The following is a 22,726-nucleotide window of genomic DNA, read 5'->3' on the forward strand; positions in this document are numbered from 1 at the left end:
ACAATTGATGTCACCAAAATACACTATACTTTGATCATTTAATATTTTGAAGTTCTATAAAATATGATAACTATTTCTTATGTAATGAGTATTGCCTAATACTTGCTTCTCTGTACTCATTTATTGGTGATATCTCCTGTATCCCTAGTGGATAGAGCTTTTGAGAAAACTTTTTGGTTTACTGTTAATTTGTCATTCTGTAGACGCTTCTGCGGATTCCTGCAGGGTGCGGAACAAAGTGGAGCGTAGACGCGGAGCGGTGAGGGGGTCGCAGTCTTGGCGGTTCCCGTCGATTGCGACCCCCCGTTAGCGCAGCGTTAGCGACGCAGGAGCGTCACCCGAAGGGCTTCTCGTAGAGTAGAATCTGAGGTTTCGGTCGCATACTGAGATATTTCACTTCGCTGCGCTGCGTTCAATATGACATAGAAAGACCTTTTTCAAACAACCTCTCAACACCATTTCGGAATCACACCAGCTTTCCAACAGTTTTGAGCTTTTACAATTAGACCATGATTTTTATCAGTCATAATATCCCAAAAAGCACTACTATCACCGCCTGTCCAAATATTACTTAATTCGTCGAGCAGCTTGACAAAGTTGTTATGAAGCTCTCCCAAAGCATCTGCTTGTGCTATTTGATTCTGCTGGTCATTGTTAGTCGTATAGACTATTGGCAAACCTTGTTGCTTAATATCTAAGAGTCGTTCGTAGTGGGAATACTCATTGAAACTATTAGCATCATCTGGCTCACCCTCTAGGCGGTAATTTTTGGGTACAGCGTATCTATCTTTGCTAATTGTTGTACCCTCGCCCTGTAGGCTAATTGTCTTGACAGCGTTTTGTACATCGTCAAAATTATTGATTTGCTGTTTAAATTTCTCATCAACTTTGTTAACGTCTTTATTCCAGATGGTTTGCTGATTTGTGGGATTCCAGGAAAAATTATGTTGGCCTACATGGTAGATACCAGCGATCAGTGCGTCGTACATCTCGCCAATAGTATCGTAGGGATACTGGGGAGTTCTATGATGCTCTATATCCCATCCCTCTTGTGCTGCGTGTTTAACTATGCTGCGTCGAATTGACCTGCTAAGATAGTTGAATTCATTTTTACCTGATTAAATGAATGATGCGATTATTGCTGGTATTGTTCGTATCACCATCACCTAGAAATTCATAAAAACTCTTGCAACCCTTTGGTAATTTATCGTATTTGGTTAAAACTTCATTACCTACCCAAAGATAAAAGCCATTTTCTGTCTCCTTTGAAAAATGCGATCGCAGTTGTCGTTATTCTGTGAGAACATCCACTGGTTTGAGCTTATCCGCCCCAACCGTGATTTGTCACAGGTTTGGGTACACCCGATCGACTTCATCCCATGCCTGAATTAGAGCTATCACCATGTGGCAGTATTTCGTTCTCCATTGTTTATACAAGGAAGCTGTTGGAATTTTATTACGACCCAATTCTTAACAGTTTTAGACCTATCTATATACGTCCCATGTTCTGTAGATGAAGTTTTAAGTATTGTCCACAAAAATTATCCCGATATTGACATTATTAATTTCGCTGAAAGTAGTGGTGGAACAGGCGGACAAGTAACTATAGATATGGGCGGCGGTAGCTCATACACCGTTTATCAGGGTTTAGGTAATTCAATCAACAGTGACGGCTCATCTACATACTCTGAATATAGATACCCTGTTTATATCGCTACACCTTCCAATATTTCAGTTAATAGATGATGCAGTATATCAGCTTGATGTAAGGGATTTTATTTTATCCCTGAGCGATGCTACATACACTTGCTGCTTTTCAAGCTTGCTGCCTGTTTGGTATATCATCTGGGGATTCAATCTAGAATATCTTTCTTTATCTTTGCATTTTCTGGGATTCTATAGTATGATCGTAACTTGTGGCACCTGGAGAGGTGGCCGAGCGGTTTAAGGCGCAGACCTGGAAAGTCTGTTTAGGGAAACTTAACGAGGGTTCGAATCCCTCCCTCTCCGTTCTCAAACCTAAGTCTAAATATATAGTTTGAATATAGCTAAATGTATTTAGGACTAGAAAAATTAAATATGATTTTCAAAAATCTTTGCAACATAATGAATCATCTGTAGGGGTATACAGATGTACACCCCTAGTGGGTATTTAGTAAAAGGGTATAACACCAAGAATATTGAGTGTTAAGGCACCTCAATGGGAATCAAAGCATTTTCTGGCAAGTAGTTGGAAAAACGCCCTTCATCTGCAAGCACCAAAATTAGGCGCAGAGGATAATCTGGCGGAACTTGCAAGTCTGCCCACGGTACTGCTAACTCTAAACAATTATTTAAAGCTACTTGAGCGCGACTGAAACGGGGATGCCATTGATAATTGTCTCCAGCTTCCCGAAACTGAATCGATTGCGTCAGCAAGTTAACTTCTAAAAGATGGTGGAAAAGGTAATTCAGTGGGGCTGCATCTGGTACATCTGCCAAGGGAACTGGACTATTCACCATTGTTTTTTCTGGATAGAACCACAGCAAATTCAATTCTGTTGGCAAATCCCGTCCTGGTGCAGCGCCACTTTTAAAGTCCAGCCGTAAATAGAAATTCAGGTGATCAACCCCATACCAAAGTCGCTGGATAACGCTGCTATTGTGCATCGTCCCGCGCGCCCCGCCGATTTCTATGCGTCCAGCTTTGTCCCAATCTTGTTCGTCACCTTTACCATCGATGACGGGGTGAATAAATCCTTGTGGGGCATGGTTTGCCTGTGCTGCATGGATTTCCACTGGTTGCTTGAGATAGGGCGGTACAGGTTCATTTAATGCCTTGTAAATACCAAACAAATGTTCTCGAAACAACCGGTCAAAAATGGCATCCTGATTTGAGGAGTGTCCTGCACCAAACCACCAGAACCAGTCGGAACCCTCTGCGGCATACAATGCTTCCCACGCTTCGGGGTTGTTTTCTTCCGTCGCTTCGGGATGATTTGCAAGCATAATTCTTGCTTCTGTCAAATAATCCCAAGCACGATTTTTGGCGGGATCGCCAATCCAAGTGGTGAAACTGCCATCTACCCAAGAACCGCTATGAAGTTGTCCTCCGGGGATGGTGGCTGTAGCTGGAAATTCTTCCAGAAATTCGGAGACAGTAACGAGTTTCAGGTGGGGTTCATCGCTCAAACTTTGATATAAAGCTTCTAAGAAGGGTTTGCCATCTTGGGGATAAAATTCCCAGCAATTTTCCCCATCTAAGGCGATGGTAACTAGCCAAGGTTGTTCACTATGACTATCTCTTTGCATTTTAGCGATCGCTTGCAAATGTCCCACTAAATCTGCTGCTGCCTTTTTTGCAGGCATTGCACTATAAGTAAAGCCAATCAAATCTGATAATCTGTGGTCACGAAACACAATTGACAAGTCACCCTCGGCAGTTTGCAGGCGATAGGGTCGATACAACAGTTCTGGTTGCTCCACATTCCCCGCCCCATCCCGATGAAAAAAGTGTTTCAGCGTCCACCCTAAGACGGCTTCATCTGAGCATATCCACTTAAAACCTTGGTTAATGATGTGCGGAAGTACCGCCGGACTTACTGACTGTTCCGAAGGCCACAAACCACAAGGAACCTGTCCAAAGCGCTCTTTATAAAAGTTCCAAGCTTTCCGCAAGTGACGAGGAATATCTTCTGCCCACTGAAAGCGTTGCTTTGGTAGTGTCATATTGGGCACAGCTACCCGACCAGAATTAGTATCAGCTAGCAAGGGTAAAATTGGGTGGGTATAAGGCGTGGTGGTAACTTCTAGCTGCCCCGCCTCCTGCATTTTTCGATGTTGGGGGATAATCCGGCTGAGAATTTCTCGCTGTTTGGAATAAATGCGCTGGCGATCGCTTAAAGTAAAATTCCGACCCTTTTTTAACCAAGCAGCAATTTCCGGGTCATCCCAAAACAACGGATCGATCCAAGCCAAATTATGCCAAGCTAGCAAATCGCCGTAGTCTGGCAATTCCCAATTTGCTAAACACCAAGCTTGCCCTTTTTCCTGCCTTTGCTGGTACAACTCGGCATAGCGGGGATGAGGATCGATCAGGGTATGGTGATTGGCATCAAAAAAGTGTTGGATAATAAATTCACGCTGTTGCTGGGTAAGTTGCTCATCCGGTGTTAAGCTGGCTGTGAGGTAAGGGTCAAAAGCAGTGCCAGCAATATAATCTTCGAGTTGCAATATCAACGAAGGTACTAAATTCACCGTTTGGTGTAACTTAGGATATCGCTCTAAGAGCAATACCAAATCCAAATAATCTTTAGTTCCATGCAAACGTACCCAAGGTAGACGGTACTGCTGACTGGGAGATAGCGAAACGCCGCTGCCAGGAGATTTGTACAGCGGCTGATGTTGATGCCAGATAAAAGCAATGTAGAGAGGATGAGACATAGAAATAGTTAGGAGTTAAGAATGAGGAGTTAGGAGTTAATTGAAAACTCATAACTCCTAACTCCTAACTCCTAACTTTTACACCACTTGCTCAATTTCTGCAATTTCGGGAATCATTTCCTTAAGGCGGCGCTCAATACCCATTCTCAGGGTCATTGCAGAACTGGGACAAGAACCACAAGCACCTTGCAGCCGCAGTTTGACAACAGGCCCATCGAGTTCTACGAGTTCCACGTTGCCGCCATCAGACATGAGATAAGGGCGCATTTCATCTAAGACTGTTTCAACGTTGTCAATTGTAAGTTCCATAGTTTAGACCTGCTAAGTTAGGGATGGGCATGGGGAATGGGGCATGGGGCATTGAATAATAACGATCCCTGTAACCAATGCACCCTTACTCATTAACCATTATCCAAAGTTTTATTTTCCAGCTTTGTTAAATCGATCCTAAATCTAATTGCCGCTAGATTGTCAGGTGTCAGTTTTTTATGACTTTTGACTAAACCACTGCTGGTTTTAGCAACTTGATATTAGATTAGCTGAACAATTTCTCGTGCAAGCCCTCCTACTCTACTTTAGCCTTTAAAGTACTGAAGAGAACGTAAGGAGGTGAGGACAAGGAAGGTTTTTTCCCAATACACCTCAAGAATGCTGAGTAATATTCCTTACTCAGCACTCGCAACTGTTTTGTCCCATGCCCAATATGGTTATTAAATAATAATTACTGAAAAACTTTAAAGTTTAAAACTCAAAACCCAGTATTCCCAAGTATCCAAACTCAGCACTCAACATTCAGCACTTAACATTCAGCACTACTCGTTGAGTCGCTATCATTAGATGAAACCATAACTGGTTGTTGATATAGTGGCACGGTGAATGTGACTGTTGAGCCAAGTCCTTCGCCCAAACTATAAAAATGTACCTCACCGCCCATTGCCTCCACTAGCTTTTGGGATATTGCCAGTCCCAAACCTGTGCCGCCGTACTGGCGAGTGCGAGAACCATCCACCTGAGAGAATAATTGAAACAGTTTATCTTGTTTGTCTAAGGAAACACCAATACCAGTGTCTGCCACACGTACTCTCACCATGCCAGGAAATTGCTGATCTTGAAAGTTCGCCTTTTTGAGCACTAAATCGGCGCTGACGGTAACGCCACCCTCATGGGTAAATTTGATGGCATTACCTACCAAATTGAGCATCACTTGTAGCAACCGTTGGTAGTTGCTTTGGACAATGATTTCATCGGAGGTAGCAGGCATTTGCATCCGAAAGCTGAGGTTTCTCATTTCTGCTTGGGGACGCATGAAACCTTCTACATGACTGAATAGCTCATCTAGCTTGACTGGAGCGTAAGCTAGCTCCATTTTACCAGCTTCGATTTTGGCAATGTCCAAAATATCGTTGATGATATTCAGCAGATGTATCGATAAGTGGTGAGCTTCTGCCAAAAACTGATTTTGTTCTTCTGGATCATCTGCCATCCCTTCTAAAATCAGCTTCAAAAAGCCAATCATACCGTTGAGGGGGGTACGAATTTCATGGGATACATTAGCCAGAAACTCACTTTTGAGGCGGGAAGCTTCTTCGGCTTTTTGACGCGCTATTTCTAATTCTTCATATAAAGTAGCATGAGCGATCGCAGTTCCCAATTGATCTGCTGCTTCTTTTGCCAGTTCTAATTCCGATTCTGTTAATGTATAGCATTCATCCTGCCAATTCAAGGCAACCAATCCATTAGCTTGGTCTTGATAGCAAGTCGCAACTACCAAAGTTTTCTGCCGCCCAGACTCTTTGTATCCAGTCACTTCCATCATAACTGGTTCTAGGGTTGCCAAGGCTTGAGCAAAGGCAGGCTCAGAAGCTATATCTATATCTAAGCCAAGCATTGATTTGAGTTCTGGCTGACGATACTCAGCCTTCACCTGCACTTTTGAGCTTGAGGGCTGATAAGGACAAATAATGCAGCGTTCTAGCCGCAGTGCTTTCCCCAAACTATCAACTGTTTGCTGCCAAATAATATCTAAATCCAATGTCCGGCGAATATTTCTGGTAATCCGATTTACCAATTTTTGATGTTGCTGCGATCGTAAGGCCAACTCTATTTGTGTGGGCGTTTTTGATGCCACGCGTGCTTGTTTTTTGTTGAGTGTCGCTTGTACTAAGCGTCCCATCACTAAAACGGTAGTAGCAGTAGTTCCCAAACTTGGCATAATCGGACTAATCACTAAGTCCAACTCAAATAATTCCTTCTGATAGCTAAACCAACATTGAAACCTTTCTGGCACCAGACTTGTCAAAATTCGGTGCAATCGTTCCAAATAAGTAACCTTATCCACCGGGGCAAAGGTTTGAGTCTGGTTCAGATCGTCAACTATTTTTTCAGTATTTAACCCCAGGAGTTCGCTGTACTGCCAACAAAAGGTCAGATAGCGCCCTGCCCCATCTTGCGTATAAACTAACTCGGCTCCTAGAGTTGGTAATGAGCCATCAGTCTTACTGGTAACAGATTCCAGATTTTGGGAAAATACATTCGACAATTGGGAATTGGCAGTAATAGTCATTAATTGAGTTGGATAGACAAAGGGTATCCGACCGTAATTTTACTAAAGCCGCTAAAATTTATACATAAATTTTTACAGCTTTTTTGTGTTTGATGGGGTATTTTTTGGTGTTCTGAAAACCAGATTGGCAAACTTTACTTTTTTTAACTTGCATTGACAGTTAAATAATGGCGTCAATCGTTCCATTCACCGCGAGGAGGAACAGGGGTACGCACAGGCGTGCGCGTCAGTTCGTCATCTCTGAGGATTTCGCCTCGTAACCACTGGCGAATTGCCACCTCAATTACTTTACTTGGGTCATTGGTGAGATGCTGAATTTGCTCTAGTAACTCGGAGTCCAGGCGGACAGCAATTTCTACCTTATCGGCTTGTGTGTTTTCCGCTTCGGTAGTTTTCTCTTTCATATTCATAGGTTTATATACTCTGAATTCTTTGAATTGGTTTTGTCTAAAGCTTTGTAAAGTAGTTATATTCATTATTTGGGCTAATTCGCTGAAAAATTTTCAAGGGCACAGTTAAATACTTCCCTGAAATAGCACCAAAGTAACAGCTTTAAGTTTTAAATCGCATTTTTCATATAACTGACTAGACAACTGGCTCTAGAAGTTTTGCTGATAAATCAGCCCTCATGGGCAATTACTGGTCGCAATTGCCCACGATCCCTACACGATCCCTACATGTACTTATTTACATTTATTGTACGCTCCTAGCTGTTGAATACTAGCAGCGACAAATAGACTTTCATAATATTCTTAAATGTCCACCTATTTAGATCGAAAGTTAAAGATGGGGTGAAGAGGGGCATTGGGCATTGGGCATGGGGCATGGGGCATGGGGAAATAATTGTTATAACTCCTAACTCCTAACTCAGCACTAAAAAGCAAGCAGCGTCTTGGCTAAGAAAGCATTAAAATACATTAAGTAAATTGCCCTTTTAACTTTGGTTGCTGCTAAGGCAAAGATAGTATATGACTGACGTTCCCGCAGTTCGCATTCGCAATTTTTGTATTATTGCTCACATCGACCACGGGAAATCAACCCTCGCCGATCGCTTGCTACAAGCTACTGGCACTGTTGAAGACCGACAGATGAAGGAACAGTTTCTCGACAATATGGATTTGGAACGGGAGCGCGGCATTACGATTAAGCTGCAAGCTGCCCGAATGAACTACACAGCTAAGGATGGTCAGCAGTATGTGCTGAACTTGATCGACACTCCGGGACACGTGGATTTCTCTTATGAAGTCTCCCGCTCTCTTGTTGCTTGCGAAGGAGCGCTATTGGTAGTAGATGCTTCCCAAGGTGTGGAAGCGCAAACTTTGGCGAATGTATATTTAGCGTTAGAGAGTAACCTGGAAATTATTCCGGTTTTGAATAAAATCGATTTGCCGGGGGCTGAACCAGAACGGGTAATTAGCGAAATTGAAGAAATTATCGGTCTAGATTGCAGTGGGGCGATTCTGGCTTCTGCTAAAGAAGGAATTGGTATTGATGAGATTTTAGAAGCAGTTGTCGAGCGGATACCGCCACCGCCGAATACGATAAATGAACGCTTACGAGCGTTAATTTTTGATAGCTATTACGACAGCTACCGAGGAGTAATTGTGTATTTCCGGGTGATGGATGGCACCGTGAAAAAAGGCGATCGCATCCATCTAATGGCATCCGGTAAAGAATTTGAAATTGATGAGCTAGGTGTCCTTTCTCCGACTCAAAAGCAAGTTGAAGAATTGCACGCTGGGGAAGTAGGCTATTTGGGAGCGGCAATTAGAGCTGTAGCTGATGCACGGGTAGGAGACACAATTACCCTCAGTAAAGCGAAAGCGGAGTCACCCTTACCAGGTTACGCAGAAGCGAACCCAATGGTTTTTTGTGGGATGTTCCCCATTGATGCCGATCAATTTGAAGATTTGCGGGAAGCTTTGGAAAAGCTGGAACTCAACGACGCAGCGCTACATTACGAACCCGAAACTTCGAGCGCAATGGGGTTTGGCTTCCGTTGCGGGTTCTTGGGTTTGCTGCACATGGAAATTGTCCAAGAACGTCTAGAGCGAGAGTATAACCTAGATTTAATCATTACAGCCCCCTCGGTGGTTTATAAGGTGATTACCCTCAAAGGTGAGGAATTGTACATTGATAATCCTAGCCGTTTACCTTCTCCCAACGATCGCGAAAAAATTGAAGAACCCTACGTCCAAGTAGAGATGATTACCCCGGAAACTTATGTTGGCAGCTTGATGGAGTTGTCACAAAATCGCCGTGGCATCTTTAAGGATATGAAATATCTCGCCCAAGGACGAACCACACTTACTTATGAGCTACCCTTGGCGGAAGTTGTAACTGACTTTTTCGATCAGATGAAATCGCGATCGCGCGGTTACGCCAGTATGGAATATCACATCATTGGCTACCGTGAAAATCCTTTGGTGAAGCTGGATATCATGATTAACGGCGATCCTGTGGATTCCTTGGCGATGATTGTGCATCGAGATAAAGCTTACAACGTCGGGCGGGCAATGGCAGAAAAACTCAAGGAACTAATTCCCCGCCATCAATTCAAAGTGCCAATTCAGGCATCTATTGGCAGTAAAGTTATTGCCAGCGAACATATCCCCGCTTTGCGGAAAGATGTGCTAGCCAAATGCTACGGTGGTGACATCAGTCGGAAGAAAAAACTTTTGCAGAAGCAAGCAAAAGGTAAAAAGCGGATGAAATCTGTAGGTACTGTAGATGTACCCCAAGAAGCCTTTATGGCAGTACTGCGCTTGGATCAAAGCTAATAGAATTCAGGAGTCAGAATTCAGAATGAATTGGAGTCCGAGTGGTGGATAGCGCAGCGATAGCAAGTCTACAAGCATTTGAGAAAGAGGCAAGAGAACAAGGAGAGAACTTGCAATAAGTCTTTCCCCTTCCCCCTACCTCTTCGTTGAATGCGATCCTTTTAGTCCCCCACCACAGTTTTCTTGTTCTGAATTCTGAATTCTGTATTCTGTATTCTTCTTCAACATCCGTTAATTTTAATTACAAAGGCTATAAACAGCAGCCTTAAGTGCAAGAGTTTCAGTATGCTGCTGGCAGGTTTAGCTTCCAGAAAGCCACACTGACTTGCTGTTGGCTCAACCATCCTTAAGTGTGTCTCTAATGCCGGATTTCTAACAGAAAAAATGATAATTTATTGTAGAAATTCAAAACATCATGAGTCGCAAGCATGCAGAAGAACAACTTTCTGAGGTAGAGCAAAAGTATCGCACTCTGGTAGAACAAATTCCGGGCGTTGTTTATGTCTCACCGATTAATAACACTACAAAAGTTGCTTATATTAGTCCACAACTGCAACAATTATTGGGCATTGCTCCCGAAGATTGGAATTTTGGTTTGTTTAATAGTTGGTTAGATTACACTCATCCAAACGATCACGATCGCCTTTGGCAAGCTGTAAACACTACAATCGCTACCGGAGAGCCTTTGAGGATTGAGTATCGGATGATTAGGCGCGATGGCAGAATAATTTGGGTACGAAACCAAGCCAATCTCGTTTTCTGTGCCGATGAACAAACTCAGCTACTTCAAGGTTTAGTATTTGATATTAGCGATGTCTATGATGAGCTTTGCTTACGAAAACAGGTACAAGAGAGCGAAGAACTTTATCGTACCATCCTCGAAGACCAAACAGAATTGATTGCTAGAGGCTTACCTGATGGTACTGTTACCTTTGTTAATGAAGCTTTCTGTCGATTTTTTGGACTGAAGCGAGAAGAAATTATCGCCCAGCACTACGAACCTGTTGTGTTTGAAGAAGATCGGGAACGTGTTTTTAGTCTGGTAAATTCCATCAGCTTAGAAAATCCCGTTATTACCATTGAAAATCGAGCCATAGCTTGCGAAGGGGTGCGGTGGACGCAGTGGATTGTTCGAGGGATATTTAATGAGCAGGGGATGCTTGTAGAACTTCAATCTGTTGGACGAGATATAACTGACCACAAACTCGTAGAACAAGCTTTAAGTGAAAATGAACAAAAATTCCGGGCGATCTTCAATCAAACAATTCAGTTTATGGGATTGCTTCAGCCGAATGGAATTGTATTAGAAGCCAACCAAACAGCACTAGACTTTGCTGGAATTAATCGAGAAGAAGTAATTGGCAAGCCATTTTGGGAAGCAAAGTGCTGGACAATTTCTCTAAATACTCAAGAGCAATTAAAAACTGCGATCGCCGCTGCTGCTAATGGTGAATCTATTCGCTATGAAGTTGAGATTTTAGGTCGAGATGGTCAAGCGATCGCAATTGATTTCTCACTGCGTCCCATACTTGATGAAACCGGGCGTATTACCTTACTCATCTCGGAGGGACGAGATATTACTGAATATCAAGCCGCACTGCGCGAACGCCACAAAGCTGAAGAAGCATTACGCTCAAGTCAAGACTTTCTACAAAAGGTTGCTAATACCGTACCGCATATTTTGTATCTGTTTGACCTCTTAAAAGGAACAAGCATTTATCTTAATGAAAAAAGTGTTGCTATTTTAGGCTACTCTCCAGAGGAATTTTGTAACGCAGATCCGCAGTGGTTCATGAATTGCTTTCATCCAGACGACCGACATCTCTGCTATAACTTATCAACTCGCTTCGTCAACCTGAACGACAATGAAGTACTTTCCACTGAATACCGATTCCGACACAAAAATGGAGAATGGTGTTGGCTGAATACACGAGAAGTGGTATTTGCCAGAGATGTTAACGGTACTCCAACGCAGATTCTTGGCTCGGTTGAAGACATTAGCACTCGCAAACAAGCCGAAGTGATGCTGCGACAACAGGCTGAGGGAGAACGGTTAATTACTGAAGTGACTCAACAGATTCGGCAATCACTAAATTTGGAGGAGGTTCTAAATACAACAGTAAATAGTATTCGACAGTGTTTAGGTTCAGATTCCGTAGCTATCTACCAGTTAGAATCTGACGGAAGTGGAAATTTTGCGGCGGAATCAGTGGGTGATGACTATCCTCAGAGATTAGAACTGACAATGCACCCATTTTCGCTCAAACAAGATTTTAGCGACTATTACCAGGGATTACCTAAAGTCTTCCATAATATTCAGGAATCTGATTTTTCAGCCGATGTTTTTAAGTTATTACAACTCTATCAAGTTAAGGCGGCTATAATAGTGCCGATTTTGAATGAAAAGCATCTGTGGGGTTTACTTATTGCTCACCAGTGTGCCGCACCTCGTTATTGGCAAGCATTTGAAGTGAATTTGTTGCAGCAGTTGGCTAGTCAAGTAGCGATCGCTATTCATCAATCAGTACTTTACCAACAAGTGCAAGCTGCCAATGAAGAATTACAAAGATTGGCTACCCTAGATGGCTTGACTCAAATAGCCAATCGCCGTCGATTTGATGAGTATCTTGAAGCTGAGTGGCAGCGACTCAAACGCGAGCAACTGTCACTGTCTTTAATTTTGTTCGATGTCGATTTTTTTAAACTCTACAATGATACTTATGGTCATTTAGGAGGGGATGATTGTTTGCGGCAATTAGCAAGTGCCCTCAAAAATCTTATTAAGCGTCCAGCCGATTTAGTCGCTCGTTACGGTGGAGAAGAATTTGCTATCATTCTGCCTAATATAGAGATTCAAGGAGCAATCTATATAGCTCAAACTATTCGACAAGCAGTGCACGACTTAGCCATTCCCCATGCTCAATCTCGCGTATGCGATCATGTTACCGTTAGTCTAGGCGTTGTCAGCACTGTGCCAAATTCCGAAATTTCGCCACCAGACTTGATTAATGCAGCGGACAAAGCACTTTATATAGCCAAACAGCAAGGGCGCGATCGAGTTCATGCCGTTTGCGTTGTTATCCCTTCTTGACACCTGAGTTGCGAAACGGGTGCTCAATTAAGAGAAGGCAGGAGGCAGGAGGAAAGAAGTATGAATGAAAACTTTAGTTCTGAATCTAGAGCCGCAGTTTAAAAAGAAGATTTGTATTAAGACCTACTCTTCCGTAATAAAAAGCGTCCATACCCTAAGTTATGTATTTGGGCGTAGGTTTCTCCTGCCCCCTGCCTTACTATCCTATCCTTAGCCTACAGTTGATAAGCTTTAACAAAATCACTAGACCTCTTGCACAAATGCAAAATTCGCCCTCATCCCCCAACCCCTTTTCCCAAAATTGGGAGAAGGGGAGCTAAATTCAAAGTCCCTCTCCCAAGCTTGGGAGAGGGATTTAGGGTGAGGGCTTTTGATTCATGCAAGAAGTATACTGTTAAAAAATCTAAAAATTTTAGTAAAAGTACTCACTGCATTGGTCAGACTTGTATTTTTAGGTAAATGTAGTTTGTTAGATATTTATAAAGTGTCAGGGAGTCTAGTAGATGAAGATACTGGTACTGAGTTGGGAGTTTCCACCAAGGATTATTGGGGGAATTGCGCGACATGTGGCGGAGTTGTACCCGGAACTGGTAAAGCTAGGACATGAAATTCACCTGATTACAGCTGAGTTTGGTCACGCGTCGATGTATGAGGTTGTTGAGGGAGTAAAGATACATCGAGTGCCAGTGGCATATAGTAACGACTTTTTCCACTGGGTAGTCAATCTCAACCTGAGTATGGGAGATCACGGTGGTAAGTTGATTTTAGAAGAAGGGCCCTTTGATTTAATTCATGCCCATGATTGGTTAGTCGGAGATGCTGCGATCGCTCTTAAGCATAATTTTAAAATACCACTAATTGGCACAATTCACGCTACTGAATACGGACGCTATAACGGTATTCATACAGCTATCCAAGGTTATATAAATGGCAAAGAAACCTTGCTAGCTTACAACGCTTGGCGGATTATTGTTTGTAGCGACTATATGCGCCAAGAAGTAGAACGAGCGCTCTACAGTCCTTGGAACAAAATCGATGTCATTTATAACGGCATCCGAGCCGAAAAGAAACAACATCACATAGATTTTCATGCTCTGGATTTTCGCCGCCAATTTGCCGCAGACGAAGAGAAAATCGTTTACTACCTCGGTCGCATGACCTATGAAAAAGGTGTACCTATATTGCTCAATGCTGCACCCAAAATTCTTTCCCAAATGGGAGGTAACGTGAAATTTGTAATCGTTGGTGGCGGTAATACTGACCATCTCAAGCGCCAAGCCTGGGATTTAGGAATTTGGCATCATTGCTATTTTACCGGTTTTCTCTCCGATGAATACTTAGATAAATTTCAAACTGTCGCTGACTGTGCCGTTTTTCCAAGTCTTTACGAACCCTTTGGAATTGTCGCTTTAGAAAGCTTTGCCTCACGTGTACCTGTAGTAGTTTCTGATACTGGTGGTTTTCCAGAAGTGGTGCAACATACCAAAACAGGTATTGTAACTTGGGTGAACAATCCCGATTCTTTAGCTTGGGGAATTTTGGAAGTGTTGAAAAATCCAGGTTATCGCCAATGGCTGGTGGATAACGCTTATGAGGATTTAGAGCGACGCTTTAGCTGGCCGAAACTAGCCAAGCAAACCGAGCAAGTATATCAGCAAGTTGTACAAGAGCGATCGCAAATACTGTGGTAATATAAAAGATTCCCGATTTCTTGAAGAAGTCGGGGATCTAAAATTTTATTTGAACTTGCATAAATCCTTAATCAACATATTGGGTAACTATTCCCAGCAACTACGGAAGCATCTGGACAGTGACAAACAATACCTAATCTATTTTAAATTTCATCTGGCTAGAATTAAACGCTACAAGCAATGTAGAGATTTTCGCACAGTAGCGCAGAGAATTAATAATCACTCTGCCTTATTTTGCGTTAACAAACAGTACAAGCCCTGTACGCTGGAAATTCTACCCTATCTAGTGCCACAGTTAAGCTAGTGCGCGTCTAAATTGCACATTTTTCGTTAAGACTGTCCTAAGTCAATTGGTTATTCACAACAACTGATAAATGACTAATGACAAAGGACAAACTTCACGAATAAATAAGCAATTAAAATGCGTCACAGCCTAGCAATAATTGCAGTTTGCTCTAGAAGTTTAGTATGACAAAGGCATTCCCAAGCATAGCAAGGCGCTTGAAAAGTACAGGAATCAAGTTGTTGAAGATGGGAACCTTCCTAATAACCCGTTTTATTGCAAGCTGGAAACGCTTCTTCCTGGGTGATACTGTTGATGTTCGCCCCTCCACCTCTCCCTCCTTTGATGTCCGTCCCTCCTTAGCGGGCCCAGTCCTGAGTTTGGGTGGGGGAGGCCCCGATGTCGATGGTGCTATCCAGTGGATGATTAACCAAGTTAGAGGAGGTAGTAACTCCGGTACTAAAGTTAATGTTGTAGTTCTCCGCACTAATGGTAATCACGATTACAATCGGCTAATTTATGCCATGAAGGGTGTAAATTTTGTGGAAACTCTTCTGGTTAGGGATAGACAAGAGGCAAACAAAGCTGAGATTTATGAAAAAATCCGAAATGCTGATGTAGTTTTCTTTGCTGGCGGGGATCAATGTCGATACATCCGCAACTGGAAAGATACCAAGCTTGAGGCTGCCGTTAAGTCAGTTTACCTTAAGGGAGGTGGTATTGGTGGCACTAGTGCGGGTGCAATGATCCAAAGTGATTGTGTCTATGATGCTTGCGCTTCTTCCGAAAAAGGCATTGAAACTAGAGACGCACTCGAAGATCCCTACCGAGACATTACTTTTACTTACAACTTTTTCAATTGGAGTAATTTGAAGGGAACTATCGTAGATACACATTTTGACAGACGGGAAAGAATGGGTCGAATTATGACTTTCATTGCCCGTCAAATTAAGGATGGTGTATCTAGCAGTGTTTTAGGTATAGCGGTTAGTGAAAGTACATCGGTTCTTGTGGATAAAAATGGTTTGGTGAAAGTTATGGGTAGGGGTGCGGTATACTTTGTACTTGGCAATCATCTGCCGGAAGTATGCGAACCTCGAAAGCCTTTGACCTTTTCCAATTACAAAATTTGGAAAGTTCGTAGTGGCGACACCTTCAACTTAAGAAACAGACCAACTTCTGGGTACTATCTCAGGAGTGTCAAAAGGGGACGGATTGATTCAAATCCCTATTGAGTGGGGAATGATGGGCAGGGCTGTTTGATATCATGTCGGCTTGATTATTTATTAAACCCGAATCACCCCACCCCGCCAAAGCTACGCTTTGTCTCCCTGCCCCTAATCCCCTCTAACTCCCCCGATGCCTTGGGGGAGAACCGGAATTTCCCCCCTTGCCAAGGGGAGGGCTGTTTCATTCCCTAAAAGGCACTGATTTACAAGCGTTTCAAGCAAAAAAATCAGGTGACTAAAAAATCTGATTGTGCAAGAAAATGGCGATCACACTTAAATTTACCGATTGAGGTGGTAGTTTTTGTTTTTCCCACTCAAGCAAATTTCTGACTCATACTCTTGACAAAATCTCTAAGAGATCGAATGAAACAGCCCTGCGATGTCTTGGGGGGATTAAGGGGGGTAAGTCCAGGGTTTGGGTTTCATTACCAAGATGTGTGTACACCATAGCCAAAGCATCGGGGAGGGAACTAATTTTTAGGGAATTACTTGTGTGTACACCAGAGCCTATTAAGAGAGGGAAGCCTGTAGCTTTAGCTATAAGCTCTTTAAGGTTCTTTTATTATGGCAATTTAGCGGAGATGATTCAATCCTAACCTGTGAATTTGATAGGTTGTTTAGGGTGTCGTCTGCGGTGGATTGGTGGAATTAGGAAATGGAAGAATTGGTACGATTACAGGTTTTGCTTTTTCGCCTTGCAATTGAATTTGGGCTTGATTGCGGCCGTCTATTGCTTGTTGGTAATTAGGCTTGTATTTTATTGCTTGATCGTAAGAAACGATCGCATCCTGATACCGTTTCAAATTTAATAGAGCATTGCCTCTACTAAACCAGCTTTCGGAATGGTCTGGTTTATAACGAACTGCCTTATTATAAGACGCGATCGCATCTTCGTATTTCTGCAATATGTATTGTGAATTTCCTAAATTATACCAGAGTTGATAGTCATTTTGCTTAATCGTTGCCGCTTTATTATAAGATTTTATTGCTTCTTCATAGCGTTGGTTTTGATGCAGCGACCATCCCAAATTATACCAGGCTTGATAGTTTCTGGGACTGTACTTAATTACTTGATTAAAAGATTCAATCGCTTCTGGATAACGTCGTAAATTCAGCAGTATATTACCTCTAGATAACCAAGCTTGGTAATAATCTGGCTGATATTGCACTGATTTATCATAAGCTGTAAATGCATCTTGATAGCGTTTTAAATTGACTAGTGCATTTCCTAGATTATACCAGGCTTGCTCGTAGTCTGGTTTTAAATCAACGACTTTTTGATAGGCTGCGATCGCTTCTTCATATTGCCTAGAATTCTGCAAAGCTAATCCTTTTTTATACCAAGCTTCATAATTATCTGGTTTGAGTTCAATCGCCTTTTCATAAGACTTAATCGCCTGGTCATATTGGTTTAAATTACTGAAGGCTTCACCCTTAGCATTCCAGACTTCTGAGTTGTCATTATTTAATTCTAAGGCTTTGTCAAAAGAGGCGATCGCTTCTTGATATCGCTGTAAATTTCCCAATACAGTACCACGTCCAATCCAAGCATCTAAATAATCTGGCTGAATTTGAATTGCTTTGTCATACGCCACTAATGCTTCTTTGTATTTTCTTAATTTATTTAGCGTTTTGCCTTGACCATTCCAACCTTGAGCATAATCTGGTCTGAGATTAACAGCTTTTTCATATACTTCTAGCGCGTCTTGATAGCGTTGCAAATCAAAAAACGTATTTCCTTGTTTAGATAATTCTATGGCATTATTTGAATTAATATTATTCCAAATAAATATTGATGCTACTCCGCCAACAGCAAGGAAAAATATTGTTAGCAAAATTTTACCCAATATACCTTTTTTTGGTTCAGGTTTGTTGATATTTTTTGGTGGGGAAAGAGGAGTTAACGCTATTGTTTGAACAGGTGGTCGTGTTACCTCCTTCAGCGCTTGTAATGCCACCGTTGCCGAAGGATAGCGTTGTCGAAAGTCGTAGCACACCATTTTATCTAAGAATTGAGCAAATTCTGGTGTTACCGTGGCTTTATCATGCCAGATAATTTCATTAGTATCAGCATCCTTTACTATTTCCTCTGGTGATAATCCAGTGAGAGCTTGAATAGCAATTATTCCCGCAGCATAGATATCACTGCTTAATTTTGGCGTACCATGAGCTTGTTCGCCAGGAATATATCCAGGCGTACCGATAGCTACTGTTGCGAGAGTTTGACCTTGAGGAGTAATAACTTGAGTAGCAATTTGTTTGACTGCACCAAAATCAATTAAAATTAATTTGCCATCTGGTTGGCGTCTGAGGATATTGTGGGGATTGACATCACGATGAATTACATTCTGTTGATGGACAAATTCTAAGATTGTCAAAAGTTCTTGTAAAAGTGAAATAACTTCTTCTTGACTGAGGATTTTACCTGATGTTAATTCTTGGCTCAAGTCATGACCTTCGATCAATTCCTGTACAAGATAGAATTCGGCATTTTCCTCAAAGTAAGCTAAAAGTTGGGGAATGCGATCGTGAGTTCCTAATTTATACAAAACTTGTGCTTCCGTATCAAATAAACGCCTAGCTGTTTCCAAAGTTACCGGATCGCTTGCCTGGGGTTTGAGTTTCTTAACAACACATAGAGGTGAACCAGGTAATTGGGTATCACAAGCCACAAAAGTTTCACCAAATCCCCCACCTCCCAAGTTACTAATAATTTGGTATCTTCCTACAAGTGTGTTTCCTAGCATCTCGTTTGCCTAGTTAAGTGCGATGCGATCTGATTTCAATCTTGCCACAGGTTAAGGGGGAGTGAGGGAGCAGAGGAGCAGAGGAGCAGATAAGAATATTTTGTGTGTCCTTAATTACGAATTACGTTAGCGTAGCGGTAGCGAGTCATCGAGCGTCATTACGAATTACGAATTAATATGATTCCTATTAGTGATAATATTCGTTGTCGAAGTAAGCCAATTATTAATTACTGGTTGATTGGCATTAACCTGGCTGTATTTTTATGGGAACTTCAACTAGAGTTTAGCGGTCAATTAGGCTATTTTGTCAATACTTGGGGTATGATTCCAGCACAGATTAGTGGAGCAGTTACCAATGCTCTATTTTTCAACTCTGCTGCTTGGATAGTTGTCATTTGGCGGGTATTTACTCTATTTTCTGGCATATTTATGCACGGCAGTTTTAGTCAAATATTAGGAAATCTACTATTTTTGTGGGTTTTTGGGAAAACTGTAGAAAATCTTCTGGGACACAGACGCTATCTAGGATTTTATCTGGCTGCTGGCGTGATGACAGGTGTAATACAAATTCTGGTTGAACCGAGTTTGACAGTTCCATTGATTGGGGCAAATGGTGCGATCGCAGCTATTTTAGGAGCATACATTATGAAGTTTCCTAAAGCTAAAATTGACACTATTTTGCCACTAATAATCTTGTATATCCCCATCCAGCTACCAGCCTTTTTCTATATATTTTGGTGGTTTTTACAACAACTATTTTATGGTATTGGTAATTTAAATATTCCTCCTGTTGGCGTAAATCAATCGGGTGTTGTGTTCTTAGGGCAGGTTGTGGGATTATTAATTGGTGCAGCTTTCATCAGATTGAAGAGATAAACTTTATTTAGTTCTCTACTTATTTATTTTTGTAGGTTGGGCACTATTGACTGACTAATGTCGAAAAGCTCAATTTTGAGATTTTTGCCAGTGCTTACCCTACAGTCATTCAAACTCATATATACCTTTTGGCTGAAATCTATAAACTATTATTTTTGCTTCATAAATCAATAAGTAAGTAAATGATGAATGCAATATTTTTTATGTACCTTTTGATAGATTACATTTAACAGCTGAGAAATACATAGATCGAACTAGGTATACCTACTCTTCAAGTCCATATTGTTCAATATTAGTGGTGTAGAATATGCGAAATGTTGATAAAAATAACTTTCAACTCACTAATGAATTAGCGGTTTTGCGGCAGCGTGTAGCTGAGTTAGAGCAATCAGAGATATTTTATCAACAAAGGCAAACAGCGCTTGAGGAACAATTAACAGAACTAAAAAGAAAGCTGCCAGTAAAATTACAAAATTCCCATATTAAAGTTAAGGAAACATCTGTACATCTCAATCTGCCAACAGATGTAGCAGTAATTTTACAGCAACTTCAACAAGAAATTGCAGAGCGACAGCAGTTAGAAGTAGTTTTTAGAGAGAGTGAAGAACGGCTAAGGCTAGTTCTAGATGTATCCGAGATGGGCTTGTGGGATTGGAATATTGTTACCAATCAAGTCATCTGGTCAGAAAATTATGAACTGCTTTTTGGTCTATTTCCAAGTAGTTTTGATAGTCCTTATGAGACGTTTCAAAAGTGCGTTCATCCTGAAGATAGCCAATCTGTAATGCAAGCGATCACTCACGCTTTGGCACAAAAGACTGACTACAATGATGAATTTCGTATAGTTCGCTCAGACCAAAGTACACATTGGATTTCTGCCAACGGAAAATTTATCTATAACGCTCAAGGGCAAGCGGTGCGAATGATCGGCGTTTGTATGGAAACTACTGTGTGTAAGCAGGCAAAAGAAAGTACTCGTGAACTCACAACACAAGTCCATGAACAGGCAAATATTTTAAATGCTATCCTTACCGCCTCAGTCGATCACATTTATATATTTAATCGCCAAGGTTGTTATCAGTATGTCAGCCGTGATGGAGCAACTTTACTAGGTTTAAAGCCCCAAGATATTGTCGGCAAAAGTTTGTCAGAAATGGATTTACCCGCAGACCTAATAACGCAAGTAGATAATCAACTACTTGCTGTGATGAAAACTGGGCAGCCGATAAAAGATGAGTGTAAATATGTTAGCGCCGATGGGTTGCATTATTATGAATACATCCTCACACCATTACGGAATTTAAACCAAACTATTGAAGGCGTAATCACTGTTGCTCGTGATATTACTGAACACAAACGGGCAGAAAAAATTTTACGTGAAAGTGAAGCGCGATTTCGGCGTTTGTTTGAATCTAATCTGATTGGGGTTGCTTTTTGGACTGTGGATGGTTTCATCCTTGATGCCAATGATGCCTTTCTGCAACTAGCTGGCTACACTCGTGATGAGTTTGCTACTTTAGGTAGAATTAATTGGAGAGAACTTACTCCTGTTGAGTATCAGCATTTAGATGATCGCGCCCTTTTGGAGGTGCAAACCGCTGGAGTTTCTAAAATTTACGAGAAAGAATACATCCACCGCAACGGCAAGCGAGTACCAATTGTTTTGGGGATGGCCCTGCTAAATGACTCCCAAGAACATGGTGTTGCTTTTGTACTGGACATAACCGATCGCAAATTAGCTGAAAAAGAATGCGATCGCCTACTCGACTGCGAAAGGACAGCACGACAACAAGCAGAAATCGCCAACAAAGTTAAAGATGAATTTCTGGCGGTTCTCTCCCATGAACTACGAACCCCACTCAACTCCGTTCTGGGATGGTCGAAAATGCTGCGGACTCGCAAGTTTGATGAAAAAACTACTCACCACGCCTTAGAAACCATTGAACGCAACGCTAAGTTACAAACCCAGCTAATTGAAGATTTGTTGGATGTGTCGCGCATCCTTCAAGGAAAATTAAACTTGAATATCTGTCCAGTTAGCTTGGTAATGGTAGTTGAAGCAGCACTAGAAACAGTAAAACTAGCAGCACAAGCCAAGTCGATTCAAATTCAGACCGTATTTGATCCCAATTTGGGACAAGTAATGGGCGACCCAAATCGGCTGCAACAAGTTGTGTGGAACTTGCTTTCTAATGCGGTAAAATTTACACCAACAGGAGGACGGGTAGAAATTCGACTCATGGAAGCTGGTAATCAGGCTCAAATTCAGGTCAGTGATACAGGTAAGGGAATTAGCCTAGACTTTTTGCCTTATGTGTTCGATTACTTTCGCCAAGCTGATGGCACAACTACACGAACATTTGGTGGACTAGGTTTAGGACTAGCGATCGTGCGTAGGGTTGTAGAAATGCATGGGGGAAATGTTCAAGCCGAAAGTCTTGGAGAAGGATTGGGTGCAACCTTCACTGTCGAGTTACCGCTTTTGCTCAGAAGCGAACAGGTTCGGGGTGAAGAGAATCAGTCTTCATATTCTGACCCTGAATCCTCGCTACTTGCGAACACTCAAGTTTTGGTAGTGGACGATGAACTAGATATTCGGGACTTAATTACCTTTATTTTGCAAGACTACGGTGTGCAAGTAACCGCCGTATCATCAGCACAGGAAGCACTACAAGTACTGTCTGAGTCAATACCAGATGTTTTAATTAGCGATATTGGAATGCCAAAAACAGACGGTTATATGCTGATGCGTGAAGTGCGATCGCGATCGCCCCAACAAGGAGGAAACGTACCAGCGATCGCTCTGACGGCTTATGCAGGGGAAATGAATCAGCAGCAAGCATTAGCCGCAGGATTTCAAATGCATATTTCCAAACCAGTAGATCCAGATGCATTGGTGAAAGCGATCGCTGATTTGATTGAACCAAGTTGATACTAGATCCGTTTTTGAAGTAATAGACTTTTTGCATGAATCAAAAGCCCTCACCCTAAATCCCTCTCCCAAGCTTGGGAGAGGGACTTTGAGATTGACTCTACTTCTCTCA

Annotated in this window: 12 protein-coding genes and 1 tRNA gene; 7 read left to right on the plus strand and 6 right to left on the minus strand. The window is 42.0% G+C overall.

Features of this window, described 5'->3' with window-relative positions:
- Window positions 1-449: 449 nt before the first annotated feature.
- Window positions 450-1,082 carry a ferritin-like domain-containing protein gene (locus HWQ40_RS12575; protein WP_366933978.1) on the minus strand — a complete coding sequence of 211 codons (633 nt, stop codon included), beginning with the start codon at window positions 1,080-1,082 and terminating at the stop codon, window positions 450-452.
- Window positions 1,083-1,925: 843 nt separating this feature from the next.
- Here HWQ40_RS12575 and HWQ40_RS12580 point away from each other — a divergent pair.
- A tRNA-Ser gene (locus tag HWQ40_RS12580) sits at window positions 1,926-2,010 on the plus strand.
- Window positions 2,011-2,187: 177 nt separating this feature from the next.
- Here HWQ40_RS12580 and HWQ40_RS12585 read toward each other — a convergent pair.
- The 4 genes from HWQ40_RS12585 to HWQ40_RS12600 all read right to left on the minus strand — a co-directional run bounded on the left by HWQ40_RS12585 (window position 2,188) and on the right by HWQ40_RS12600 (window position 7,395).
- Window positions 2,188-4,422, minus strand: a complete 2,235-nt coding sequence (locus HWQ40_RS12585) for a glycoside hydrolase (protein WP_292778180.1) — start codon at window positions 4,420-4,422, stop codon at window positions 2,188-2,190.
- A 78-nt stretch (window positions 4,423-4,500) separates the two neighbouring features.
- Window positions 4,501-4,731: a NifU family protein gene (locus HWQ40_RS12590; RefSeq protein ID WP_012408256.1), complete on the minus strand. Its 231-nt coding sequence runs from the start codon at window positions 4,729-4,731 to the stop codon at window positions 4,501-4,503.
- 490 nt (window positions 4,732-5,221) lie between these two features.
- Window positions 5,222-6,985 (minus strand): ATP-binding protein, encoded by a 1,764-nt coding sequence (locus HWQ40_RS12595; RefSeq protein ID WP_292778182.1) that lies wholly within the window; start codon window positions 6,983-6,985, stop codon window positions 5,222-5,224.
- A gap of 173 nt (window positions 6,986-7,158) precedes the next feature.
- The gene (locus HWQ40_RS12600; RefSeq protein ID WP_292778184.1) at window positions 7,159-7,395 is read right to left on the minus strand and encodes a hypothetical protein; all 237 of its coding nucleotides are present in this window, start codon (window positions 7,393-7,395) and stop codon (window positions 7,159-7,161) included.
- Window positions 7,396-7,953: 558 nt separating this feature from the next.
- Between HWQ40_RS12600 and lepA the strand changes: the two genes are divergently transcribed.
- The 4 genes from lepA (at window position 7,954) to HWQ40_RS12620 (ending at window position 16,065) form a co-directional block, all read left to right on the plus strand.
- On the plus strand, window positions 7,954-9,765 hold the full coding sequence (gene lepA, locus HWQ40_RS12605; protein WP_292778186.1) for a translation elongation factor 4: 1,812 nt from the start codon (window positions 7,954-7,956) through the stop codon (window positions 9,763-9,765).
- A gap of 415 nt (window positions 9,766-10,180) precedes the next feature.
- Window positions 10,181-12,856: a PAS domain S-box protein gene (locus HWQ40_RS12610; protein ID WP_292778188.1), complete on the plus strand. Its 2,676-nt coding sequence runs from the start codon at window positions 10,181-10,183 to the stop codon at window positions 12,854-12,856.
- Window positions 12,857-13,359: 503 nt separating this feature from the next.
- Window positions 13,360-14,547 (plus strand): glycosyltransferase family 4 protein, encoded by a 1,188-nt coding sequence (locus HWQ40_RS12615; protein WP_292778190.1) that lies wholly within the window; start codon window positions 13,360-13,362, stop codon window positions 14,545-14,547.
- A 468-nt stretch (window positions 14,548-15,015) separates the two neighbouring features.
- Window positions 15,016-16,065 (plus strand): Type 1 glutamine amidotransferase-like domain-containing protein, encoded by a 1,050-nt coding sequence (locus HWQ40_RS12620; protein ID WP_292778192.1) that lies wholly within the window; start codon window positions 15,016-15,018, stop codon window positions 16,063-16,065.
- A 611-nt stretch (window positions 16,066-16,676) separates the two neighbouring features.
- Here the strand turns inward: HWQ40_RS12620 and HWQ40_RS12625 are convergent.
- Entirely contained in the window at window positions 16,677-18,806 is a 2,130-nt protein-coding gene (locus tag HWQ40_RS12625) for a serine/threonine-protein kinase (RefSeq protein WP_292778194.1), read from the minus strand.
- Between the two features lie 177 nt (window positions 18,807-18,983).
- On the opposite strand from HWQ40_RS12625, the gene HWQ40_RS12630 reads away from it, so the two are divergent.
- Window positions 18,984-19,682 carry a rhomboid family intramembrane serine protease gene (locus tag HWQ40_RS12630; protein ID WP_292778196.1) on the plus strand — a complete coding sequence of 233 codons (699 nt, stop codon included), beginning with the start codon at window positions 18,984-18,986 and terminating at the stop codon, window positions 19,680-19,682.
- A 307-nt stretch (window positions 19,683-19,989) separates the two neighbouring features.
- The gene (locus tag HWQ40_RS12635) at window positions 19,990-22,614 is read left to right on the plus strand and encodes a PAS domain S-box protein (RefSeq protein WP_292778198.1); all 2,625 of its coding nucleotides are present in this window, start codon (window positions 19,990-19,992) and stop codon (window positions 22,612-22,614) included.
- Window positions 22,615-22,726: the final 112 nt, after the last annotated feature.

It is taken from the genome of Nostoc sp. NMS9 (assembly GCF_017114995.1).
GTDB lineage: Bacteria > Cyanobacteriota > Cyanobacteriia > Cyanobacteriales > Nostocaceae > Nostoc.